The following is a 19785-nucleotide window of genomic DNA, read 5'->3' on the forward strand; positions in this document are numbered from 1 at the left end:
AAGTCTTCCCTTTCATTTTAAGTGAATTCTTCTAAGATTCAAAAGACTGTCAAGGAGGCCTAAACAGGCCACCGGAACTTGCATCAAGGGTGTAAAGATAATCATGGTCAAAAGAATGGCCTTAAGAAGGCGGAACATCCTCAACTTGAGAAAGAAAAAGTCCACAACAGCTAGGCCCTGGATGAAAAACAAGAAGGCCGCCAAAACCAGGCCGTTATTGGCCAATAAGGGGGCAAACTCATCCATTTGGGTCTGGAAGACCAGGCCTACAAGAATCACGGTTCCCAGGACGGCAAAGACTCCTTGGGGAAGCCTAAAGTAAAAGAAGGATGGTGGTTGAACCACCAGTTTTCCCCTTAAGAGCAACTTCCTCCCAGTAAAAGTCAAGGTGACATAGGTCACGATGAGAGAAAGAATAATCAAGATGGCTGGCAGGTATTGGACCATTTGCCTCATCATGGATTCAAAAGTCGGAATGTACTGGGTCATAGAGTCCTGCCAGATTCCTGCCTTTTTTTGCATTTCGATAAACTTTTGAGGAAAGTCATCTTTTTGAATAAAGGCCAAGACCCCTGTGGTTTCCAGAACCACCAGGATGGACACCACAAAAAGTCCACTGGACAAGGTCAGGCTTGTAACCAGGTCTTTTTTGGTCACCAGGCAGTAGTGTAAAATTAAAATCAAGGGGCCAAACAGGGTAAATAAAACCATCCCCATCCTGGGAACCAGGACTTCCAATAGAAGACACAGGCCAACAAAGGTCCCCATTATTTTTACTAGGCCCTTGTCAATGGCCTCTGTTAAAAATAACATGGGCAAAAAGACATAGGCTATAGGAAATAAAATGCCAATGATGCCAATTCCGATGGATTGGAGAATCATAGGCAATAATGACTTACTTTTTATCGGTTTCAATCAATCACCTCTTATCTATATAATATACCATATTCCAGGCTTTTCTACTAGACCAAGACTCAATTCCAAGTCTGGGATAAAAAAGAAATCCCCCGGACAAAACCGGAGGATCCTCCCTATAAAAATAGGATAAAGACTAGGATTCCCACAATGATTCGATAGATACCAAAGGGAACAAAGTCGTTTTTCTTGATAAAGTTCATAAAGACCTTGATCACCAGGTAGGCTGTTACAAAAGAAACCAGGCCTCCAAATAGGATCATCAACCATTGGTCTAGGCCAAAGCCGTGGAAGTTTTTTACCACCTTTAAGAGGGTGGCCCCCAGCATGGTGGGAATGGCCAAGAAGAAAGAAAATTCTGCCGCATCCACCCTTTTTAAACCCAGGGCCATGGCCCCAATAATGGTAGCTGCAGACCGGCTGGTGCCAGGAATCATGGCCAGGCATTGGAAAAATCCAATCCCCAGGGCATAGCTATAGGGTACTTCTTCCAAGCTTTGGAACTTAACAGGCCTAGATTGCTTTTCCATAAGGATGATGACAATCCCCCAGACAACCAGGGTTGTAGCCACAACCTTGGTGGAAAAAAGATATTGGTCAATAAGGTCATCAAACAAGAGGCCCAAGACCATGGCCGGCAGGACCCCTACCAGGACCTTGGCCCAAAGCTCAATAATCTTCCGTCTTTTTTTGGGCGTCATGGCTTGGCCGTCTTGGTCCACAGAAGCCAAGGGATTTAACTTCCGAAAATACAAGACCACCACTGCCAGGATGGCTCCTAATTGGATACAAACGTCAAAGGCGTTTTGAAAATTTTCCGGACTCAATTGAAACCAGCGGTGGAACAAGATCAAGTGTCCCGTACTGGATACAGGTAAAAATTCTGTAATTCCTTCTACAATACCAAGTATAAATACATTAAACCAGGCCATACTTCCTCCTCCAATATTTTTTCAACTTTTCCTATTATACCACATCATGGCAAAAGAAAAAGAAGCTCTTTTTATAGAGCTTCTAATTTTTTTAATCCACATTTTCAAACTTTTCTTGGATCTTTCTAAAGCGAATAACTTTTTGTACTTCTCCCAAGACCAAGGGGATAAAGGCAGCAATGAGGACGATAATCCAATCATGCAGGCCAATGTCCACCAGGTGGAAAAGTTCTTCTAGGAAGGGAACATACATGACGATGACCATCAAGAAGAAGGAAAAAGCAGTTGCCTTAACCAGGGAGGGGTTGCTGAAAACGCCGATATGGAAAAGGGTAAAGTTGATGGACCGGGAAGAATAACTTCTCAAAAGTTCAGCCAAAATCAAGGTTGAAAAGGCCATGGTCCTTGCAGTATCTAGGCCTATTCCGCTATCTCCGTAACGGTTGAGGCCAATGACATAGGCTCCCAGGGTTGCAATGGTAATGGCAATGGATTGGATGGCCACGGTGATGGAAATTTCCTTGTCCAAAATGGGCTCTTTGGGGTCTCTGGGCTTTTCGTACATGGTGTCGTCTTCCCCTTTTTCCATTCCCAGGGCCAGGGCCGGGAAGGAGTCGGTTAAGAGGTTGAGCCACAAGAGTTGGATGGGCAACAAGGGCACCGGCATATTCAAGAGGATGGCAATAAGGATAACCAAGACTTCCCCGATGTTACAGGATAAAAGGAAGGAAACAAACTTTTTAATGTTGGCATAGATAATCCGACCTTCTTCCACGGCGTGGACGATGGTTGCAAAGTTGTCGTCTGTCAGGATGACTTCTGCTGTGGATTTGGCCACGTCTGTCCCTGTAATTCCCATGGCGATTCCAATATCCGCCGACTTAATGGCTGGGGCATCGTTAACTCCGTCCCCAGTCATGGCAGTAATATGGCCCAATTCCTTTAAGGCCTTGACAATTTGGACCTTGTTTTCTGGACTGACTCGGGCAAAAACCCTCTTGCTTTCCAGGGCTTTTTTCAATTCTTCTGTGGACAGCTGGTCCATTTCTCGTCCTGTCATGGCCTGGTCTGCAGAGTCTGCAATCTTTAATTCCTTGGCAATGGCCACGGCCGTTTCCAGGTAGTCTCCAGTAATCATAATGGGGATAATTCCCGCTGTCTTACATTGGTGGATGGCATCTTTTACTTCTTCCCTAGCTGGGTCAATCATCCCTACCAAGCCCACAAAGACCATGTCTTTTTCCGTTTCTTCAATCTTGGGTTGGTCAGGAATGGACTCTGTCTTTTTAAAGGCAAAGGATAAAACCCTAAGGGCTTCTTGGGCAAAAGAACTATTGACTGCCAGGATTTCTTCTCTTAATTGGTCTGTCAGGTCGATAATCCCATCCCGGGTTAAAACTTGGCTACACCTTTCCAGGACCATGTCTGGAGCTCCCTTGGTATAGGAGTAAGCCTGGTCTCCCACTTGGTGGAAGGTAGTCATCATCTTTCTAGATGAGTCAAAGGGAATTTCTGCCTTTCTAGGATAGCTTGCTTCCAAGTCTTCTTGGCGGATGTCCGCCTTGCCGGCAAAGGATAAAAGGGATCCTTCTGTGGGGTCTCCTAGCATCTTAAAGCCTTCAGGATGTTCTTCCAGGGAGGCATCATTGGCTAAAACGGCCACATGTAGGAGTCTTTCCAAGGGAGATTCTTCCAAGTCTTGGACTTCTTCTTGGTCCAGGAGGATTTGTCCCTTGGGGTCATAACCTGTTCCGGTGACATCAAAAATTTCTCCGGCAGTATAGGCTTTTTTTACGGTCATTTCGTTTTGGGTCAAGGTTCCTGTCTTATCTGAACAGATAACCGTTGTGGTTCCCAAGGTTTCTACGGCCAATAGTTTTTTTACAATGGCATTTTTCTTGGCCATCCGACCCATGCCTAGGGACAAGACAATGGTGACAATGGCTGGAAGGCCTTCAGGAATAGCGGCTACAGCCAAAGAAACAGAGGTCAGTAGGTTTTCAATCAACTCTAACTTGTATAGGATCCCGACGATAAAGACCAGGACGCAAACTCCTACAACGAGAATACCCAGGGTCTTGGATAGGCCGGCCAACTTTCTTTGAAGGGGGGTTTGTTCTTCCTGGTATTGGGAGAGAGAAGTGGCAATTTTCCCAATTTCTGTATCTTCTCCTGTGGCTACTACCAGGCCCTTGCCCCGTCCATAGGTCACAATAGAGGAAGAATAGGCCATATTGGTCCGGTCGCCTAAGGAAACTTCTCCGTCTAACTTGTCTTGGGCGTGTTTTTCCACAGCTACAGATTCTCCTGTTAAGGAGGATTCGTCAATTTTTAAGTTGACACTCTCCACCAGGCGAAGGTCTGCTGGGATAATGTCCCCTGTTTCTAAAAGAACCAGGTCCCCAGGCACCAGGAGGGGAGATTCTAAGTCGATCTTTTTCCCATCTCTTAGGACCTTGGCCTTGGGGCTGGACAATTTTTGCAGGGCCTCAATGGCTTGCTCTGCCTTGCCTTCCTGGCTCAGGGATAGGACTGCATTGACAATGACAATGGCAATGATGATGATGGAATCTACCCATTCTCCCATAATAGCTGACAGGATGGAGGCAATTATCAAGATAATAATCATGGGGTCTAAAAATTGCTCAGCTAATTTTTGCCCAAAAGACTTTTTCTTGCCCTCCTTTAATTCATTTCTTCCATATTTTTCTAAACGACTTTGGCTTTCTGTCTGAGACAGACCTTGGTCCAAGTTGGATTCTAATTTTTCTAGGACTTCTTTTTCATCCAAATTATACCACTGCATCCGTCTTCTCCTTTCTTTTAAAAAAGACCCCTGCTTCCCTAAGGAAACAAAGGTCTTGCTACCACTAAGGGTTCTTTCCCGGGATGTCTCCGAACTGACGAGAAAGAAAGATAAGCTACTCCCCTTTGATAAGATTCATTCTCCTTAATTATACATCATCCAAGATAGAAATGAAATGAAAATTTTGGCAAAGAAATCTTCAGGAACAGTACAAAACTCCTAGGGATTAAATTTTTTATTCTGTATATTCTTTTCCATCCACCTGGTAGCCCAAGCGAATATGGCTTAAAATTAAGTTAATCTGGTCCCCACTAAAGTAGTTGAAGCCCTTGGCCAAGTCGTCTTTCTTTTCCCTTACAAGGTCTTCTCTAAAAGCACTGAGGTCTTTTCCTTGCAATCCTTGGACATCTTTTCTAGCTTCTAAATAGTCGTTTAGTCGCATGGTCAAGGCGAAGGCTTCATCTTCAGAAAATTCTGGAAGGTCTTTATGAATAGCCGCCACATCTACTTCTGCATTTCCATGAAAACCGGCCTGGTCCTTGGCCTTGTTTTCTGCCTCTTGCTTTTGGGCTTCTTTAAAATCTTCTTGGGAAGGGTCTAATTTTTTGTGACCATTTTCATCATAGTAGGTATCACCAACCACATAGGTTAAGTAAGACTCCCTTGCGATAAGGTCCTCTTCCTCTTTACTAAACTCGTAGCCCTTAAAAATTTCATCGCCCTGTTCTTTAAATATTTTTTCCTTTAGGGTTTTTAGCTCAGCTCCCTCTTTCCCTGCTAGGTCTTGAACTTTAGCAACCTCATCACTAAGGCGCCCAGAAATTAAAAAGCCATCTGCATTGGTAAAATCTGGAATCTCCTTTTGAATCATTTCTGTATTGACCCCTGGTGAAATAGCGGTTTCTTTTTGACCCAAGTCCTTAGGTCCTTGGCATGCAAAGAGAAGAGCAACCATAGATAGATACAACAGTATTTTTAATCTCTTCATAATATAATCCTTTCAGAGTTCTCTATTACCAGCTTTCATAAAAACTATATCCTCTTAAGAAATCGACTACTTATTTATGATTAACTATCTATTCTTTAATTTTCATAGATTTAATAAAAGCCTCCCTTCTTTTCTTATGAAAATTAAAGATAGGATGCAACAAGAAAATTTTAAACTTATTTTTTATCTTTCTGTACCACATTTTTATTAATTTGAACTTTATTTATTTTTAATAATAAACCCATTTCTCAAAAAGTCAAGTGAAAATATTTTCTTTTTTACTCTTTCTCACTTGTTATTATTATGTGTCTTTGAATGAAATTCTATAATTCCGTGTAACTATTTTTTATATTTAACTACTAAGGAAAATGATTTTATTATTTGTTTGATAAAAAAGTCTAGGATATTGTTTTAGTTTCTAAAAAATATAATGAAAATGGTTTTATTTTAGAAACTACCTTACAAAACCTAGACTTTTCTCTATTTATTTTCCAACTTTTTCTAATTTTTCATGGCCTCCCATATAGGGTCTTAAAACTTCTGGTATGGTGACAGACCCATCTTCTTGAAGGTGGTTTTCCAAGTAGGCAATAAGCATTCTGGGTGGTGCTACCACGGTATTATTCAGGGTATGGGCGAAATAGTTGCCTTCTTGGCCCCGGATTCGGATTCCCAACCGTCTAGCTTGGGCATCTCCCAGGTTGGAGCAAGAGCCTACTTCAAAGTATTTCTTTTGTCTGGGGCTCCAGGCCTCTACATCCAGGCTCTTGACCTTAAGATCTGCCAGGTCTCCAGAACAACATTCTAGGGTCCGAACGGGAATGTCCATGCTCCTAAAGAGGTCCACAGTATTTTGCCAAAGCTTTTCAAACCAGGCCTTGGAATCTTCCGGCTTACAGATGACCACCATCTCTTGTTTTTCGAATTGGTGGATCCGGTAGACTCCCCTTTCTTCAATGCCATGGGCTCCCACTTCTTTTCGGAAGCAGGGAGAGTAGGAAGTCAAGCTCAAGGGAAGCTTGTCTTCTTCTTGGATGGTATTGATATAGCGTCCAATCATGGAGTGTTCGCTGGTTCCAATTAAATAGAGGTCTTCCCCTTCAATCTTATACATCATGTCTTCCATTTCATCAAAAGACATAACCCCAGTTACCACATCGGACCGGATCATAAAGGGTGGAACACAATAGGTAAAGCCCCGGTCAATCATAAAGTCCCGGGCATAGCTTATCACGGCTGAATGGAGTCTGGCAATGTCTCCTTGGAGGTAGTAAAAACCCGCTCCGGAGGTCTTCCGGGCAGAATCCAGATCCAAACCGTTAAAGGACTCCATAATATCCACATGGTAGGGAATTTCATAGTCGGGAACTCTGGGGTCGCCAAATTTTTCAATTTCCACATTTTCAGAGTCATCCTTGCCAATGGGCACAGAAGGATCAATGATTTGAGGAATTTGCATCATGATTTCCTTGATTTTTTCTTCTAATTCCAAGGTTCTGGCTTGGTCTTCTTCCAATTCTTGGTTGACTTGGACTACTTCTGCCTTGACCTTTTCTGCCTGGTCCTTGTCCCCTTGGGCCATGAACTTGCCGATTTCCTTGGACTTTTTGTTTCTCACAGCCCTAAGGTCATCCCCCTTGGTCTTAAGGTCCCGGTATTCTTGGTCATAGGCAATGACTTGGTCTACCAGGGGTAACTTGTGGTCTTGAAACTTCTTTTTGATGTTTTCTTTGACTTGGTCCGGATTGGCCCGAACAAATTTTAAATCTAACATGACAGTCCTTTCTTTAAATAAAATAAAAAAAGCTCCTTCGTCAAGGGACGAAAAAGCTCCGCGGTGCCACCCTTTTTAGCATCTATACTCACTTAGAAAAATCAAGCTCCGAGATGGATTCCATAGTCCCTGCCACATTTTTCCACCAAACAAATGCTCTCTATAGGCCCCTTCCATGTACTAGTTCTCTTCATCGCTCTATTAAATTGCTTTCATTATAGCAAAGATTCCAGGTCTTGACAAGCTGGGATTCTTCCTCGGATCCCATCCTGGATGAGCCTTCTAAGCCCTGGATCCTCCAAGCTATAGCTAGGCCGACCCTCTTCCTCCTTAGAGTCTGGATCCCAGGAGTTTTGAATATAGATTCCCTGGATCCCCAGGGTCTCGGCAGTCCTTAGGGCATAGAGGCTGTCTTCTAAATAGAAGAGGTCTGGCCCCTGGAGACCTAGGTCTTCTAAAATTTCTTGAAAGATTTCCGGGTCCTCCTTGCCCTTGGCCCGGCCCCCTGTAGACCAAATTTTTTGAAAATAAGAATCCAGGCCCAGGACTTCCAGGGCTCCTTGGATTAAATCTCTCGGTGTTTGACTACATAGATAAGAGGAGATTCCTTCTCCTGCTAAGTCCTGTAAAAGCTCTTGGGCTCCCGGCCTTAATAGGGGGGCTTCCAAGTAAAAATGCTGAATTTCTCCCCGGATCCTTTCTTCAATCTCTTGGAGGGAAAGGGGAAGCTGGTAGTTTTCTTTTAGGTAGATGTAGCCCTCCCGATCAGTCATGGTGTAGAGGGTCTTGCCCAGGTCTTCTTCTGCTTCCAAACCCAGGCTTTTGATAAAGTTAGGCCCCAGGTTCTGCCACATATCCATAGAGTCCAGGATGACCCCGTCCAGGTCAAAAAGTATTGCTCGGATCATTTTTTCTCCTTTGTAAAAAAGAGCCTCCTCCATAGAGAAGACTCTTGTGTGCTTTAAATAGCTGGATCTAACCTTGTCTCTTGTGGTGTTTGTGCTTCTACTTTAGCTGGCTCTTGCTTTTCTAGTATTCGAACAATTTGTCCCTCTTGTTGGTAGTCCACCGTCATGGCCAAATTTTCCACTACAAAACGAATGGGCACCAGGGTCCTTTGGTTTTTAACCATGGCCGGTGTATCAATGGCCACTTCTTGCCCATTGACCAGGATGGTTTTTGAATCCAGGGGTAGAACCAGGTCTTGCCCCTTGTGGTTGATGTGGATGGTTTGGTTTTCTTGGTCCCAATCCACTTGACCTCCCAGGCTTTCCACTAGGAAACGCAGGGGAACCAGGGTCCGGTTGTTGGTGGCCATAGGGGCTACGTCCATGGACTTTTTGGCCCCGTCAATGGTGTAGTTCTTTTTGCCAATGGCCATTTCAATCATCCGGTAGTCCTTGTTGTAAATAGGAACCTTGATGGTCATCTTGTCATATTGGACCTTTAAATATCCCAGGGCTTGGTCCAGGGTGTCTTGAACCTGGATGCTATTGCCTTGGACTTGGCCTTGGAAACCTTCCAGGGAGTATTGGGCCACAGAAGGATCAATAGCCACACTCTTCTTATCCTTTTTTTGCCCTTGGACTTGGAAATTCGTCATCATGCCAGGGCCCAGTTTTGGATTGGCCAGTTTGACATTTAAGGACTTCAAGCCCTCAGACCCTTGAACAGTTAAGTTCATGGTGTTACGGATTCCATTAATGTTTCCTACAACTTGGACTTGGCCAATTTGTCGGCCCACATAGCTGTTGCCTGGAAGCATTTGGTCTCCCACCCGGTAGAGCTGTTTCATGGCTTGGGTTTTCTTAGCCACATAGTTGGCGTCCCAGCCCTTCATGTTAAAGCGAGCTTCTTCTCCCAAGACAATGGAGGAGGGTCCTTCTAAACGGACAGCTGCCAAGGGGCCTTCCTTGGCCCGGTTAAAGACGCCTACCCCGTTGACTACAGGTCTTTGGGCTGAGGGTCCGGGTCTTGTAACGACAGTTTGGTCAAAGTCCCCAGCATGCTTGATGGTCATGGCAGTGGACCCGCCACCATCCAAGTTGACAGCCCGTTGACACTTGAGATTTTGGGCGATAAAGTTGGACACTTCACTTAATTGCATCCCCACACTGCGGCTGGATTTTTCCACGGAAACCAGGTAGATTTTCTTCCCATCAGCAGAAATTCCAGCAGCCGTTCTAGGCCGAAAGCCGGCAATGGATTCTGGGGCCAATTGGTAGGGAATGGCTACGGCATTGTCCACCAAGAGCCCATGGCCTCCCACTAGGAATTTCCAATTTCTCTTGGGGTAGATGGCGTAGTTTAATTGGACCTTGTCCCCTTTTTTGACATTGTCCCGGATAAAGTTGGCTGCAGAATTGTTGGCTTGGACAATAATCTTTCCTTGGGGGACTGCCATCCTCAGGGGACTTCCCAGGCTCACTTGTTCTACCACATTGTTGGCATTGATTAGAACTTCGGCTCCTCCAGACTTAAATTTCCCCCGGCTGACACTGGACCAGTGGTCGTTGTAGATATGGAGGGTATCAATATGAGAGTCTGCTCCGGAAATATTGTCCCAGTATTGGGCCTTGTTGAGGCCCCGGATGGGAAAGGACTTTCCATTGGCTGCAGTAAGGTTTCCCTTGAAAGTTATGGCATCGATAAAGGCCTTGTTGTTGCCGTCAATCCCCAGGGAATAATAACCGATGGAATTCATAGGAGCTGAAACCAGGCGACCTTGGAGGACGCTGGCTCCCAAGGGAGCTCCCTGGGCTCGCATATTGAAAAAGTCTCCATTAACTAGGGCTATGGAGTCTGTTCTCTTACTCATTTGTGAAACCGTGGCTTTTTGGGTGTATTTTCCGGCCCCTGTTACCAGACCCACTTCCAGGTTGGAGTTGTTTATATCACACTCCACCACATTGATCCGGACTTTTCCCCTATTGGTTTGACTTTGGTAGAGGGTTCGAACAGCCCCGGGACCAATGGGTTCTTTTTCTAAGACCTGGGCCTTGGCATAGGTCTTTATGGGAATCAAGACACTTGCCACCAGGGCCAGGGTCATGAATTTTCCTAACTTTACCTTCATGTTAATCTCCTTTCATATTCTCTACTCTTTATTATATCGAACTTTAAAGAAAAAACCCCAAGAGAAAGATTACATTTTAATAACATTTCTCTTGGAGTTCCCTTTAAACCGGCCTAGGCCAGCTGACTTTTTAACTTTTCCATGTCCATGATTTCCTTGTATATCAAGACCACTGATACCACAAAGGCTGCAATATCCGAGATAGGACCTGCATAAAGGACTCCTTCAATGCCAAAGAGTCGAGCAAAGATATAGATTAGGGGAACTAAAAAGAGGATTTGCCGGGTTAGGGAAATCAAAGTCCCCCTCAGGGCCTTGCCAATGCCCGTAAAGAAAAAGGCCGTCAGAGGTTGGATCCCATCTAGGAAGATGGTGCCACAAAAAATTCGAAAATACTTGACCCCGAATTGATAGTAAAGGTCCGAGCCCTCGCCAAAAAGCATGAGGATTTGTTTGGGGAAAATTTCTATAATTAGAAAGGTAATCACCGAGCAAATCATAATGGGCTTCAGGGCCTTGAAGTAGGCCTCCTTGACCCGGTCATACTTCTTGGCCCCGTAGTTATAACCAATAATGGGTTGGGCCCCACCTGAAACCCCAATGACAAAGGAAATGTAAATAACCGTGACCTTGCTGATAACCCCTACCGCTGCCAGGGGAATTTCTGGTCCATAGATGGACTGGGCTCCAAAATAAGTCAAGACATTGTTTAAGACAATTTGTGTCACCATAAAGGCCAATTGGTTAATCAAGGGACTGGCTCCCAGGCTAAAGATGTTTTTAACATAAGTCCATTTGGGCCAGGGTAGATGGAATTTTTGGTCCACACTCTTTAGGTTCATCAGGTAGATAAGACAGAGGATAAAGCCAGCATATTGACCAATAATGGTAGCCAATCCAGCCCCAGTCATCCCCCATTTAAAAACAAAGATAAAGATGGGGTCCAGGATGGTGTTGATGATGGCCCCTACCAGGTTGGCCATCATGGCAAATTTAGGTCCTCCATCGGCCCGGATGACGTTGGTCAAGCCTGCAACCCCCATAAGGGCCGGCATACCCAGGTTGATGACAAGCATGTATTCATAGGCCAAGGGCAAGACCTTTTCTGTGGCCCCAAAGGCAATTAAGAGGGGCTTTAAAAAAATCCGGGTAGAAACCATTAAAAGCAGGCTCACTAAAAAAAGTAAGGAAAGACCCTGGAAGATATAATTCCCCGCCAAGTCCTTTTTATTCCGTCCCAGGTTTAGAGAATAAGAAGCCGAAGCCCCTACCCCTACTAGAAGTCCCAGGGCCAGGGCCATGTTGGTAAAGGGAAAGGCCACATTGGTCGCAGCATTCCCCAAGATTCCCACTCCTTGACCAATAAAGATTTGGTCCACAATATTGTAAAGGGCCCCTACCAGGCCACTAATAATAGAAGGAATCGCATATTGACGAATCAAAGGGCCAATTTCCCCATAGCCCATAGGGTTACGATATTCATGGCTTGTCACTCCACCACTCCTTTCAAAAAAAAGAAAGCCCCTAAAGGACTTGCATTCAAATATCCAAACTTTTCATTTGCTGGTTTTTCTCTTATAATAACTTATATAGTATATACCCATTTATGAGTCAAGTCAAGGAGGTCCCATGTTATTTAGTGGATTAAGCCCGGAAAAATTTCAAGATTTTATCCTCTGGTCCAAGGCCATAAGCCAAGTGTATGGCCCTGGCCAAGCCATCTTTCAAGAGGGCCAAGAGGCTCTAGATATCTACGTCCTTTTAAGGGGCCATGTGGAAGTAGACCAGCTTTCCCCCAGTGGCCGTCGGACAGTTGTTGCCCATTTTTCTCAAGAACATTCCATCTTTGGAGAAGTCTATGCCCTTTTGGGCATCCCCTTTGACTATTCTGCCTGGGCCAAGGAAGAATCTGTCATTTTAAAAATTCCAGGCCAAGCCATCTTAAGGACCTTGGGCAACCCTAGCCAGGAAAAAATTGCCAAAAACCTGGTCCGGCTCCTGGCCTCCAAGGCCTACTCCCTCAACCAAAGACTCATGGTCCAAACAGCCCCCTCCTTGAGGGAAAAAATCCTCATGTACCTGACCCAAAGGCAAAAAAACGGCCAGGTAGTCTTGGATTTTAGCCGGGAAAAATGGGCTGAAATCCTAGCCGTTCCCCGGCCCAGCCTGTCTCGGGAACTGTCTAAGATGCAAGAAGATGGTTTAATTTCCATCGACAAACGAACAATTTCTCTTTTAAATGAAATATTGTAGCATATGTTACAGAATTTCTCCTTCCAAAAGGTTTATACTTGTCTTAGTTAGGAAAGTATGAATCAAAGGAGGAATTTTATGTTTTGTTACCAATGTCAAGAAACAGCCAAGGGTCAAGGCTGTCAAATTAAGGGCGTCTGTGGAAAAGAAGCTTCCACAGCCTGCCTCCAAGACCTTTTAATTTGGGTCACCAAGGGCCTAAGTCAGGTGACCCAAGCCCTTAGAAAAGAAGGAAAACAAGTCCCCAAGGAAATCAACCACCTGGTTACAGGAAACCTCTTTAAAACCATCACCAATGCCAATTTTTCCGACCAGGACCTTTTGGCCAGCATTGAAAAAACCATCCAGGTCAAAGAAGACCTAAGAAGGCAAGTTTCCAAACAAGAAGACTTATTTGGTCCAGCCCTCTACCAAGAAAAAGACAAGCAAGCCCTTCTAGAAAAGGGAGCCCAAGTTGGTGTCTTATCCACCAAGGATGAGGACTTACGTTCTCTGAGAGAATTGACTATTTATGGTCTAAAGGGTCTCAGTGCCTACACCAAACACGCCAATGTCCTCTTGGAGGAAAACGAAGAAATTGACCTCTTTATTCAAGATGCCCTAGTGGCTACTTTGGAAGAAAGATCCATTGATGATATGGTGGACCTGGTATTAAAAACTGGCCACTATGGGGTTCAAGGCATGGCCCTTTTGGACCAAGCCAACACCCGGGCCTATGGTCATCCTGAAATGACAGAAGTTTCCCTGGAACCCAGAAAAAATCCAGGAATCCTTATTTCAGGCCATGATTTAAGAGACATGGAAATGCTCTTGGAACAAAGTAAGGATAGTGGTGTAGACATCTATACCCATTCAGAAATGCTTCCGGCCAACTACTATCCCGCCTTTAAGAAGTACCCCCATTTTGTCGGCAACTATGGAAATGCCTGGTGGAAGCAAAAAGAAGAATTCGAGTCCTTCAACGGCCCCATCCTTATGACCACCAACTGCATCGTTCCTCCCAAGGAGTCCTACAAGGACCGGCTCTTCACCACAGGAGCTGCAGGATTCCCCGGTTGCAAGCACATCCCTGGAGAAATTGGTGAAGAAAAAGACTTTTCTGAAATCATTGCCCTGGCCAAGACTTGCCCAGCTCCAGAAAAAATTGAAGAAGGAAGCCTAGTTGGTGGCTTTGCCCACAATCAAGTTTTTGCCTTGGCTGACCAAGTGGTAGACGCCGTAAAATCCGGTGCCATTAAAAAATTCGTTGTTATGGCTGGTTGTGACGGCCGGCAAAAGGGTCGGTCCTACTATACAGACTTTGCCCAAGCCCTGCCCAAAGATACGGTCATTTTAACAGCAGGCTGTGCAAAATACCGCTACAACAAGTTAAACTTAGGCGACATTCAAGGCATTCCTAGAGTTCTGGATGCCGGCCAATGCAACGATTCCTATTCCCTGGTTTTAATTGCCCTAAAACTGGCAGAAATCTTTGGCCTGGATTCCGTAAACGACCTACCCCTGGTTTATAATATTGCCTGGTATGAACAAAAGGCCGTCATTGTGCTTTTGGCCCTCTTATCTCTGGGAGTTCAAAATATCCACCTAGGGCCCACCCTACCCGCCTTTATCAGCCCCAATGTCTTAAAGGTTCTAGTGGAAAAATTCCACATTTCCCCTATTACCAGCGTCCAAGAAGACTTAGACAAGCTTATTCATTAATTCAAAAAACTTAACCCCCTCCAGTTTGCACTGACCCCCAAAAGTTGGACCAAGAAATCCAACCTTTGGGGGTCTTTTAATGGCAAAATACAGTTACGAATTGAAGAAGAAAATCGTCGAGGAGTACTTGTGTGGTAAAACAAGTTATCAAGCCTTAGTAATGAAATACCAAATCGAGAAGTCCGTTCTCAGGCTATGGATTAGCAATTACAAAAATTATGGCGATGAAGGCTTAATGCGCTCTAGAAATAATCGTGCGTATAGTGTAGAGTTTAAGTTAGAAGCTATTACACGCTATGAAACGAGCGAATGCAGCTACCGACAACTTGCCCTCGAACTCGGTTTGACGAATCCGTCCATGATTGTCAATTGGCGAAGACAGTACCGAGAGAAGGGCATCGAGGGGCTGCTCCCGCATAAGCGAGGGAGACCTGTGACAAAGAAAAATGACCACAACCAACCACCAAAAACTGTAAAGAAAAGCGAATCCATCGACGCCTCCACACGCGAAGCATTGGAAAATCGTATCAAAGAATTAGAGGCAGAAAATCGGAAACTTACCATTCAAAAGATGTTCTGGGAACAGCTCAGGAGTTTGGAGAAAGAAGAAGCAATGAACAAAAGGCGAAGATTGTCTCCAAACTCCGAGAACAATTCCAACTAATAGAGATTCTTGCCGCCATCCATTTCCCAAAGTCCACCTTTATGTATTGGCAGAAAAAATGGTCCGAAGAAGACAAGGATCAATCCTTAAAAGACGAAATCCTTGTCATTCGGAGCCAACACAAAGACTATGGTTATCGCCGCATTCATCTGGAATTAAAGAACCGGGGCCAGGTGGTGAACAAAAAGAAAGTGCAACGATTGGTCCAAGACATGGGTCTTCAAGTCCACTCCTATGGTAAGAAATACAAGAAGTACAATTCCTACAAAGGCGTCGTGGGGAAAATCAAGAAAAACCGAATCAACCGCCGGTTCAATACCAGCATCCCCTTGCAAAAAATTACCACAGACACCACAGAATTTAAATACTATGAAGAAGATAAGACCGGGAAACTTCAAACAAAGAAACTCTATCTCGATCCCTACATGGACATGTACAATCTGGAAATCATCAGTTACGTCCTATCCGATCAGCCCAATGGAGTCACCATGCTGCAAGGTTTAGAAGTAGCCATTGAGCGAACAAAGGCCTGTCCTTATCGACGGACCTTTCACTCCGATCGTGGTTGGGGTTATCAAATGACCGCATACCAAGCCATGTTAGAAAAACATCATATTTTCCAAAGTATGTCAAGAAAAGGCAACTGCTATGACAATGCACCTATGGAAAACTTCTTTAGCCTATTGAAAAGAGAAATCTACTATGGCCACAATTACCGTAGTCGTGAAGAACTGGTGCAGGCAATTGAGCAATATATCCGTTACTACAACGAAGATCGAATCAAAGAAAAGTTAGGAGGTCTAAGTCCAAAGCAATACCGTGAACGCATGCAATCCGCATAGAATGAATGTTATGTAAAAACAAAATCGAGTAAGCGAAATGCTTACTCGATTAGGTCCAACTTTATGGGGTCACTCTAAGACCTCCTCTCTAAAAAAAGGATTTTTTGCTATCCACCTGTTGTTTAGAGGACTTGGGTGGGCTATTGGGAAATATTCTGGCAAAAATTCTTTGTAAGATTTTACTGTTTCAGTTAAATTTTTCTTAAATTTATCCTTCAAATAAAACTTTTGAGCATAGGCTCCTATCAAAATGGTTAACTTTATATCCTTCAATTCATTTAATAATAGTGGATGGTATTCTTTTGCAATAAAAGACCTAGGAGCCTTGTCGCCTGATTTTCCCTTTCCAGGATAATAAAAATCCATTGGAATTATAGAAAAATCTTCACTATGGAGGGCGTCTTCCGATATACCCAACCATTTGACAAGATTTTCCCCACTCTTATCATTAAATAAAATACCAGTTTCTTCAACCCTTTCCCCAGGAGCTTGCCCAATTATCAGAATTTTTGATTTTGGATTTAGCTGGAATATTGGGTTAATCCCTCTATTTGTGTAGCTTTCATTTCTGCGATCTTCTCTTAATTTTTTAATAATGAGTTTTTCTTTCATAATTTTGCCATCACTTTCATTAGAATTAGAACCCTACCAAGCTTTAGGACAAGTAACAATTTTCGTAAAAAATCTATTCTTAGCCTAGTAAAACTTTCAACCTACATAAGATTATTACCCATTTTTGTCTTGACTCTCATCATGAATTGCATAATCTACTATCATTAAATTCTTTTGGTATGTGATCAGGCAATATTATATTTTTTACGAATACTTTTTCTTTTCTTGTATAGTCGTGGGTTACTCCGTCCCATTCATTTTTATCACTTCCTTTCTTTTTTGTTGTTTTAGGTGGAGGCTTAATAGATTTTTTAGTTTTCTTAATCTTTCTTCTATATAGTCAATTTTATCTTTTATTTCTTTTGGCTCTTGTTTTATTTGTTCTAATTCTTTTCATTCCAATCTCCTTTACTTCAATAAAAAACGACTAAATTTTTACACTTAGCCGTTACTACACATTATTAAATTCTAATCACCTCTTACAACCTCGATAACATCTTCAATTCTGCAATCCAATGCCAAGCAAATCTTTTCTAATGACCCTAAGTTCACATAAGAGTTTTTGTTCATTCTTGAAACTATGTTGCTTGTTATGTTTGCAGCTCTTTTTAAGTCTTCTTTGTTCATTTCTCTTTCTACCAATAAATGCCATAATGGTTTATAAGAAATGGCCATATTATTAGCCCTTATCCCTTTAATTGTTAAGATATGTTATATCATAAATAGGCTAATAAGTCACTTTAGCCTATTTTATACTTGTTCTTGCGTTAGTGTTTATTGAGATAGTCTTTGTTTTTTTCCTTGTCCCACTTGGAACTGCTCCAAATCTCTAGGGCAATTTATCAAGGTCAAATCTTAAGATTAAGGGAGTATGGTCTTGTCTTTCTCCAGAATCAATCATGTTAGATTCTATGACCAGATCTTTGATTCGGTCACTTACCAAAAAGTAGTCAATTCTCCAGCCAGAATTGTTGATCTTGCTAGTTTTTACCCTTTGGGCCCACCAAGAATAAACCCCTTCTACATCTCCATGGATATGGCGGAAGCTGTCTACAAAACCTCGGTCCAAGAGCTTGCTAAAACCCAGTCTTTCTTCGTCCGTAAAACCCGGAGACCGACGGTTGGCATCTGGATTTTTCAAATCAATTTCCTTGTGGGCGACATTAAAGTCTCCCGTTGCAATAACTGGTTTTTCCTGGTCAAGCCCTTCCAGGTAGTCGGCAAATTTTTCATCCCAGATTTGCCGGTCTCCTAGACGAACCAAGCCATTTCCCGCATTGGGGGTATAGACCTGGGTAAAATAAAAGCGATCAAATTCCAGGGTAATAATTCGACCCTCATGGTCCATAGTAGTGGGAGCCCCTATCTCTGGAAAGGTCACTTCTGCCTTCAGAGTTTTTTTATAGAGGGTCATGGTGCCGGCATAGCCCTTACGAGCTGGTGGACAAGAAGACGTCCATACATAATTATAGTCAGGGAACCACTCTTCCAAGGCCTGGATATGTTTTTTGCTAGGACCTTTTTCTGGTAACTTTGTTTCTTGAATAGCAATAACATCAGGATTTTCCTCCTGAAGTCGCCTTAAAACCCCTCTAGATAGTTGTGCCCTAGCAGAATCGCTGGTTAGGGCCGCATTTAAAGAATCAATATTCCAAGATATAAACTTCATATTTCCTCCTCATTTTCATCTCTTACCTTCTATTATAGCAATGATGAAGAAAGTTTTCCTCATAAATAAAAAACCCACCTAGGCCCAGCCTAAAATGATGTGTACCCATAAAACTGGACACAATATTTAATTAATTCGTTGTAGTGGATGCTAACCTATACTTTGTAGGTGGCATCCATTTTGTTTTTGATTGAATTCTTTCGTTATTGTAATAATCTATATACTCCTCTATTGCTCTCGAAAATTCGTCAAAAGAGCGATAGCTCTTTTCATAACCATAATACATTTCATTTTTTAGCCTTCCAAAGAATGTCTCCATAATGGAGTTATCATAGCAATTCCCTTTTCTTGACATGGATTGCTTTATCCCATGTTTTTTAAGCTCATTGACATAATATTTATGTTGGTATTGCCAACCTTGATCTGAATGTAGTATTAAGTTCTTTAGTTTTGGAAATTTTCTAAATGCTCTTCTTAACATAGTAGATATTTGTTTTAAATTAGGACTTAAGGATAAGTCGTAGGAGATAATCTCATTGGTATACATATCAAGTATTGGAGAGATGTAGCATTTACCCCAAGAAAATTTAAATTCAGAGACATCCGTGGTCCATTTTTGTAAAGGTCTATCTGCTTTGAAGTCTCTATTGATTAGATTATCTGCTACTTTACCTATTTTCCCCTGATAGGAGTGGTATTTTTCTTTAGAGCCCTTTCCAAAAAGTTTTCGTTCGTGCATAATCCTTTGTACTTTTTTATGGTTTATGACATAGCCTTGATTTATTAACTCCATATAGACTCTTCGCACTCCATATCTTCCTTTGTGTAGGTGAAAGATTTGGGCTATTTTATCTGCAATCGGACGATTCTTAACTTTTATTTTATCCACTTTATTTAGTTCAAAGTAGTATGTTGACCTCGGCAAATCAATGGCTCTTAAAAGATCCTTTAGTCTGTATCCTTTTTCTTTGAGTTCTTTGACAATCGCTGCTTTTTCGCCTTGAGTTGCGCAGCGTAACGTTCTTCTCTCAAGGCGATCTCTTTTTTTATTATTTCATTCTCAGCCTTCATATATTCATTTTCTGCTCTAAGTCTTATGAGTTCTTCTCTTTCGGATTCATTCAGTTCTTTTGGTTTATGGATATTTTTCTTTTTCATGGTTGTATTTTTAGATTTACGGCCTTTCTTTTTATTCACAAGACCATTATATCCATCCTTTTTATACTTGTTAAGCCATGAATAAAGTTGTCCTTCATTTATTCCATTTTCGATTGCAGTTGCCTTTATTGAATTTCCAGCCAGCACTTTCGACACCATTTCTAATTTTTCATCTGGTGTCCAGTGGATATTATTTCCATGGTTTAAAATTTCTGGGCCATGAAGTTCTTCTAATCTAAACCATTTTCTAATGGAAGCATGAAGGTTTTCTTCTTTGGTCCCATCAGGTGTATCAGGCCATTTCCCTTGCCTATACAACTGTATGCACTCTTTTTTGAATTCATAGCTATATTTCACAAAAATACCCTCCTTACTGGTTTGTCCAGTAAAGAGGG

Annotated in this window: 17 protein-coding genes, 2 pseudogenes and 1 other annotated feature; of the genes and pseudogenes, 4 read left to right on the forward strand and 15 right to left on the reverse strand. The window is 42.8% G+C overall.

Annotated elements, in window-relative coordinates; all coding sequences use genetic code 11:
* Window positions 1-12: 12 nt before the first annotated feature.
* The 8 genes from CS898_RS02855 to CS898_RS02890 all read right to left on the reverse strand — a co-directional run bounded on the left by CS898_RS02855 (window position 13) and on the right by CS898_RS02890 (window position 11984).
* Window positions 13-915: a DUF2232 domain-containing protein gene (locus CS898_RS02855; RefSeq protein WP_143614570.1), complete on the reverse strand. Its 903-nt coding sequence runs from the start codon at window positions 913-915 to the stop codon at window positions 13-15.
* A gap of 116 nt (window positions 916-1031) precedes the next feature.
* Entirely contained in the window at window positions 1032-1847 is an 816-nt protein-coding gene (locus CS898_RS02860; RefSeq protein ID WP_099208042.1) for an undecaprenyl-diphosphate phosphatase, read from the reverse strand.
* Between the two features lie 91 nt (window positions 1848-1938).
* Entirely contained in the window at window positions 1939-4653 is a 2715-nt protein-coding gene (locus CS898_RS02865) for a calcium-translocating P-type ATPase, SERCA-type (protein WP_099208043.1), read from the reverse strand.
* Between the two features lie 235 nt (window positions 4654-4888).
* A complete protein-coding gene (locus CS898_RS02870) occupies window positions 4889-5569 on the reverse strand; it encodes a hypothetical protein (RefSeq protein WP_143614573.1) in 681 nt (226 codons plus the stop codon).
* Between the two features lie 556 nt (window positions 5570-6125).
* The gene (serS, locus tag CS898_RS02875) at window positions 6126-7415 is read right to left on the reverse strand and encodes a serine--tRNA ligase (RefSeq protein ID WP_099208045.1); all 1290 of its coding nucleotides are present in this window, start codon (window positions 7413-7415) and stop codon (window positions 6126-6128) included.
* Window positions 7416-7455: 40 nt separating this feature from the next.
* Window positions 7456-7618, reverse strand: a binding site (T-box leader).
* A 12-nt stretch (window positions 7619-7630) separates the two neighbouring features.
* Window positions 7631-8323, reverse strand: coding sequence for an HAD family hydrolase (locus tag CS898_RS02880; protein ID WP_159459109.1), 693 nt, complete (start codon window positions 8321-8323; stop codon window positions 7631-7633).
* Window positions 8324-8376: 53 nt separating this feature from the next.
* A complete protein-coding gene (locus CS898_RS02885) occupies window positions 8377-10491 on the reverse strand; it encodes a stalk domain-containing protein (RefSeq protein WP_099208047.1) in 2115 nt (704 codons plus the stop codon).
* Window positions 10492-10604: 113 nt separating this feature from the next.
* Window positions 10605-11984, reverse strand: coding sequence for an MATE family efflux transporter (locus CS898_RS02890; RefSeq protein ID WP_200807602.1), 1380 nt, complete (start codon window positions 11982-11984; stop codon window positions 10605-10607).
* Between the two features lie 136 nt (window positions 11985-12120).
* Between CS898_RS02890 and CS898_RS02895 the strand changes: the two genes are divergently transcribed.
* The 4 genes from CS898_RS02895 (at window position 12121) to CS898_RS02905 (ending at window position 15951) form a co-directional block, all read left to right on the forward strand.
* On the forward strand, window positions 12121-12744 hold the full coding sequence (locus CS898_RS02895) for a Crp/Fnr family transcriptional regulator (protein WP_099208049.1): 624 nt from the start codon (window positions 12121-12123) through the stop codon (window positions 12742-12744).
* Between the two features lie 78 nt (window positions 12745-12822).
* A complete protein-coding gene (gene hcp, locus CS898_RS02900; RefSeq protein ID WP_099208050.1) occupies window positions 12823-14445 on the forward strand; it encodes a hydroxylamine reductase in 1623 nt (540 codons plus the stop codon).
* Window positions 14446-14524: 79 nt separating this feature from the next.
* Window positions 14525-15109, forward strand: a complete 585-nt coding sequence (locus CS898_RS10000) for a helix-turn-helix domain-containing protein (protein WP_009430289.1) — start codon at window positions 14525-14527, stop codon at window positions 15107-15109.
* Window positions 15022-15951, forward strand: a complete 930-nt coding sequence (locus CS898_RS02905; protein WP_234976017.1) for an IS3 family transposase — start codon at window positions 15022-15024, stop codon at window positions 15949-15951. Before CS898_RS10000 ends, CS898_RS02905 begins: the two co-directional genes overlap by 88 nt.
* A 69-nt stretch (window positions 15952-16020) precedes the next feature.
* Here CS898_RS02905 and CS898_RS02910 read toward each other — a convergent pair whose 3' ends face one another.
* The 7 genes and pseudogenes from CS898_RS02910 to CS898_RS02930 form a co-directional block, all read right to left on the reverse strand.
* A complete protein-coding gene (locus CS898_RS02910; RefSeq protein WP_099208051.1) occupies window positions 16021-16563 on the reverse strand; it encodes a uracil-DNA glycosylase family protein in 543 nt (180 codons plus the stop codon).
* A gap of 160 nt (window positions 16564-16723) precedes the next feature.
* Window positions 16724-16825 (reverse strand): annotated as a pseudogene (locus CS898_RS10150) (MobQ family relaxase); the annotation flags it as partial.
* 5 nt (window positions 16826-16830) lie between these two features.
* Window positions 16831-16941: pseudogene (locus tag CS898_RS10215) on the reverse strand (DUF3847 domain-containing protein); the annotation flags it as partial.
* A gap of 90 nt (window positions 16942-17031) precedes the next feature.
* Window positions 17032-17238 carry a helix-turn-helix domain-containing protein gene (locus CS898_RS02915; protein WP_099208052.1) on the reverse strand — a complete coding sequence of 69 codons (207 nt, stop codon included), beginning with the start codon at window positions 17236-17238 and terminating at the stop codon, window positions 17032-17034.
* A 154-nt stretch (window positions 17239-17392) separates the two neighbouring features.
* Entirely contained in the window at window positions 17393-18232 is an 840-nt protein-coding gene (locus CS898_RS02920) for an exodeoxyribonuclease III (RefSeq protein WP_009431946.1), read from the reverse strand.
* 130 nt (window positions 18233-18362) lie between these two features.
* Window positions 18363-19217 carry an IS3 family transposase gene (locus tag CS898_RS02925; RefSeq protein WP_141558234.1) on the reverse strand — a complete coding sequence of 285 codons (855 nt, stop codon included), beginning with the start codon at window positions 19215-19217 and terminating at the stop codon, window positions 18363-18365.
* Complete coding sequence (locus CS898_RS02930; RefSeq protein WP_009430694.1) at window positions 19181-19747, reverse strand: helix-turn-helix domain-containing protein; 567 nt, start codon at window positions 19745-19747, stop codon at window positions 19181-19183. The genes CS898_RS02925 and CS898_RS02930 overlap by 37 nt, the downstream gene beginning before the upstream one ends.
* Window positions 19748-19785 lie beyond the last annotated feature (38 nt).

Origin of the sequence: Urinicoccus timonensis, assembly GCF_900232945.1 — a bacterium.
GTDB lineage: Bacteria > Bacillota > Clostridia > Tissierellales > Peptoniphilaceae > Urinicoccus > Urinicoccus timonensis.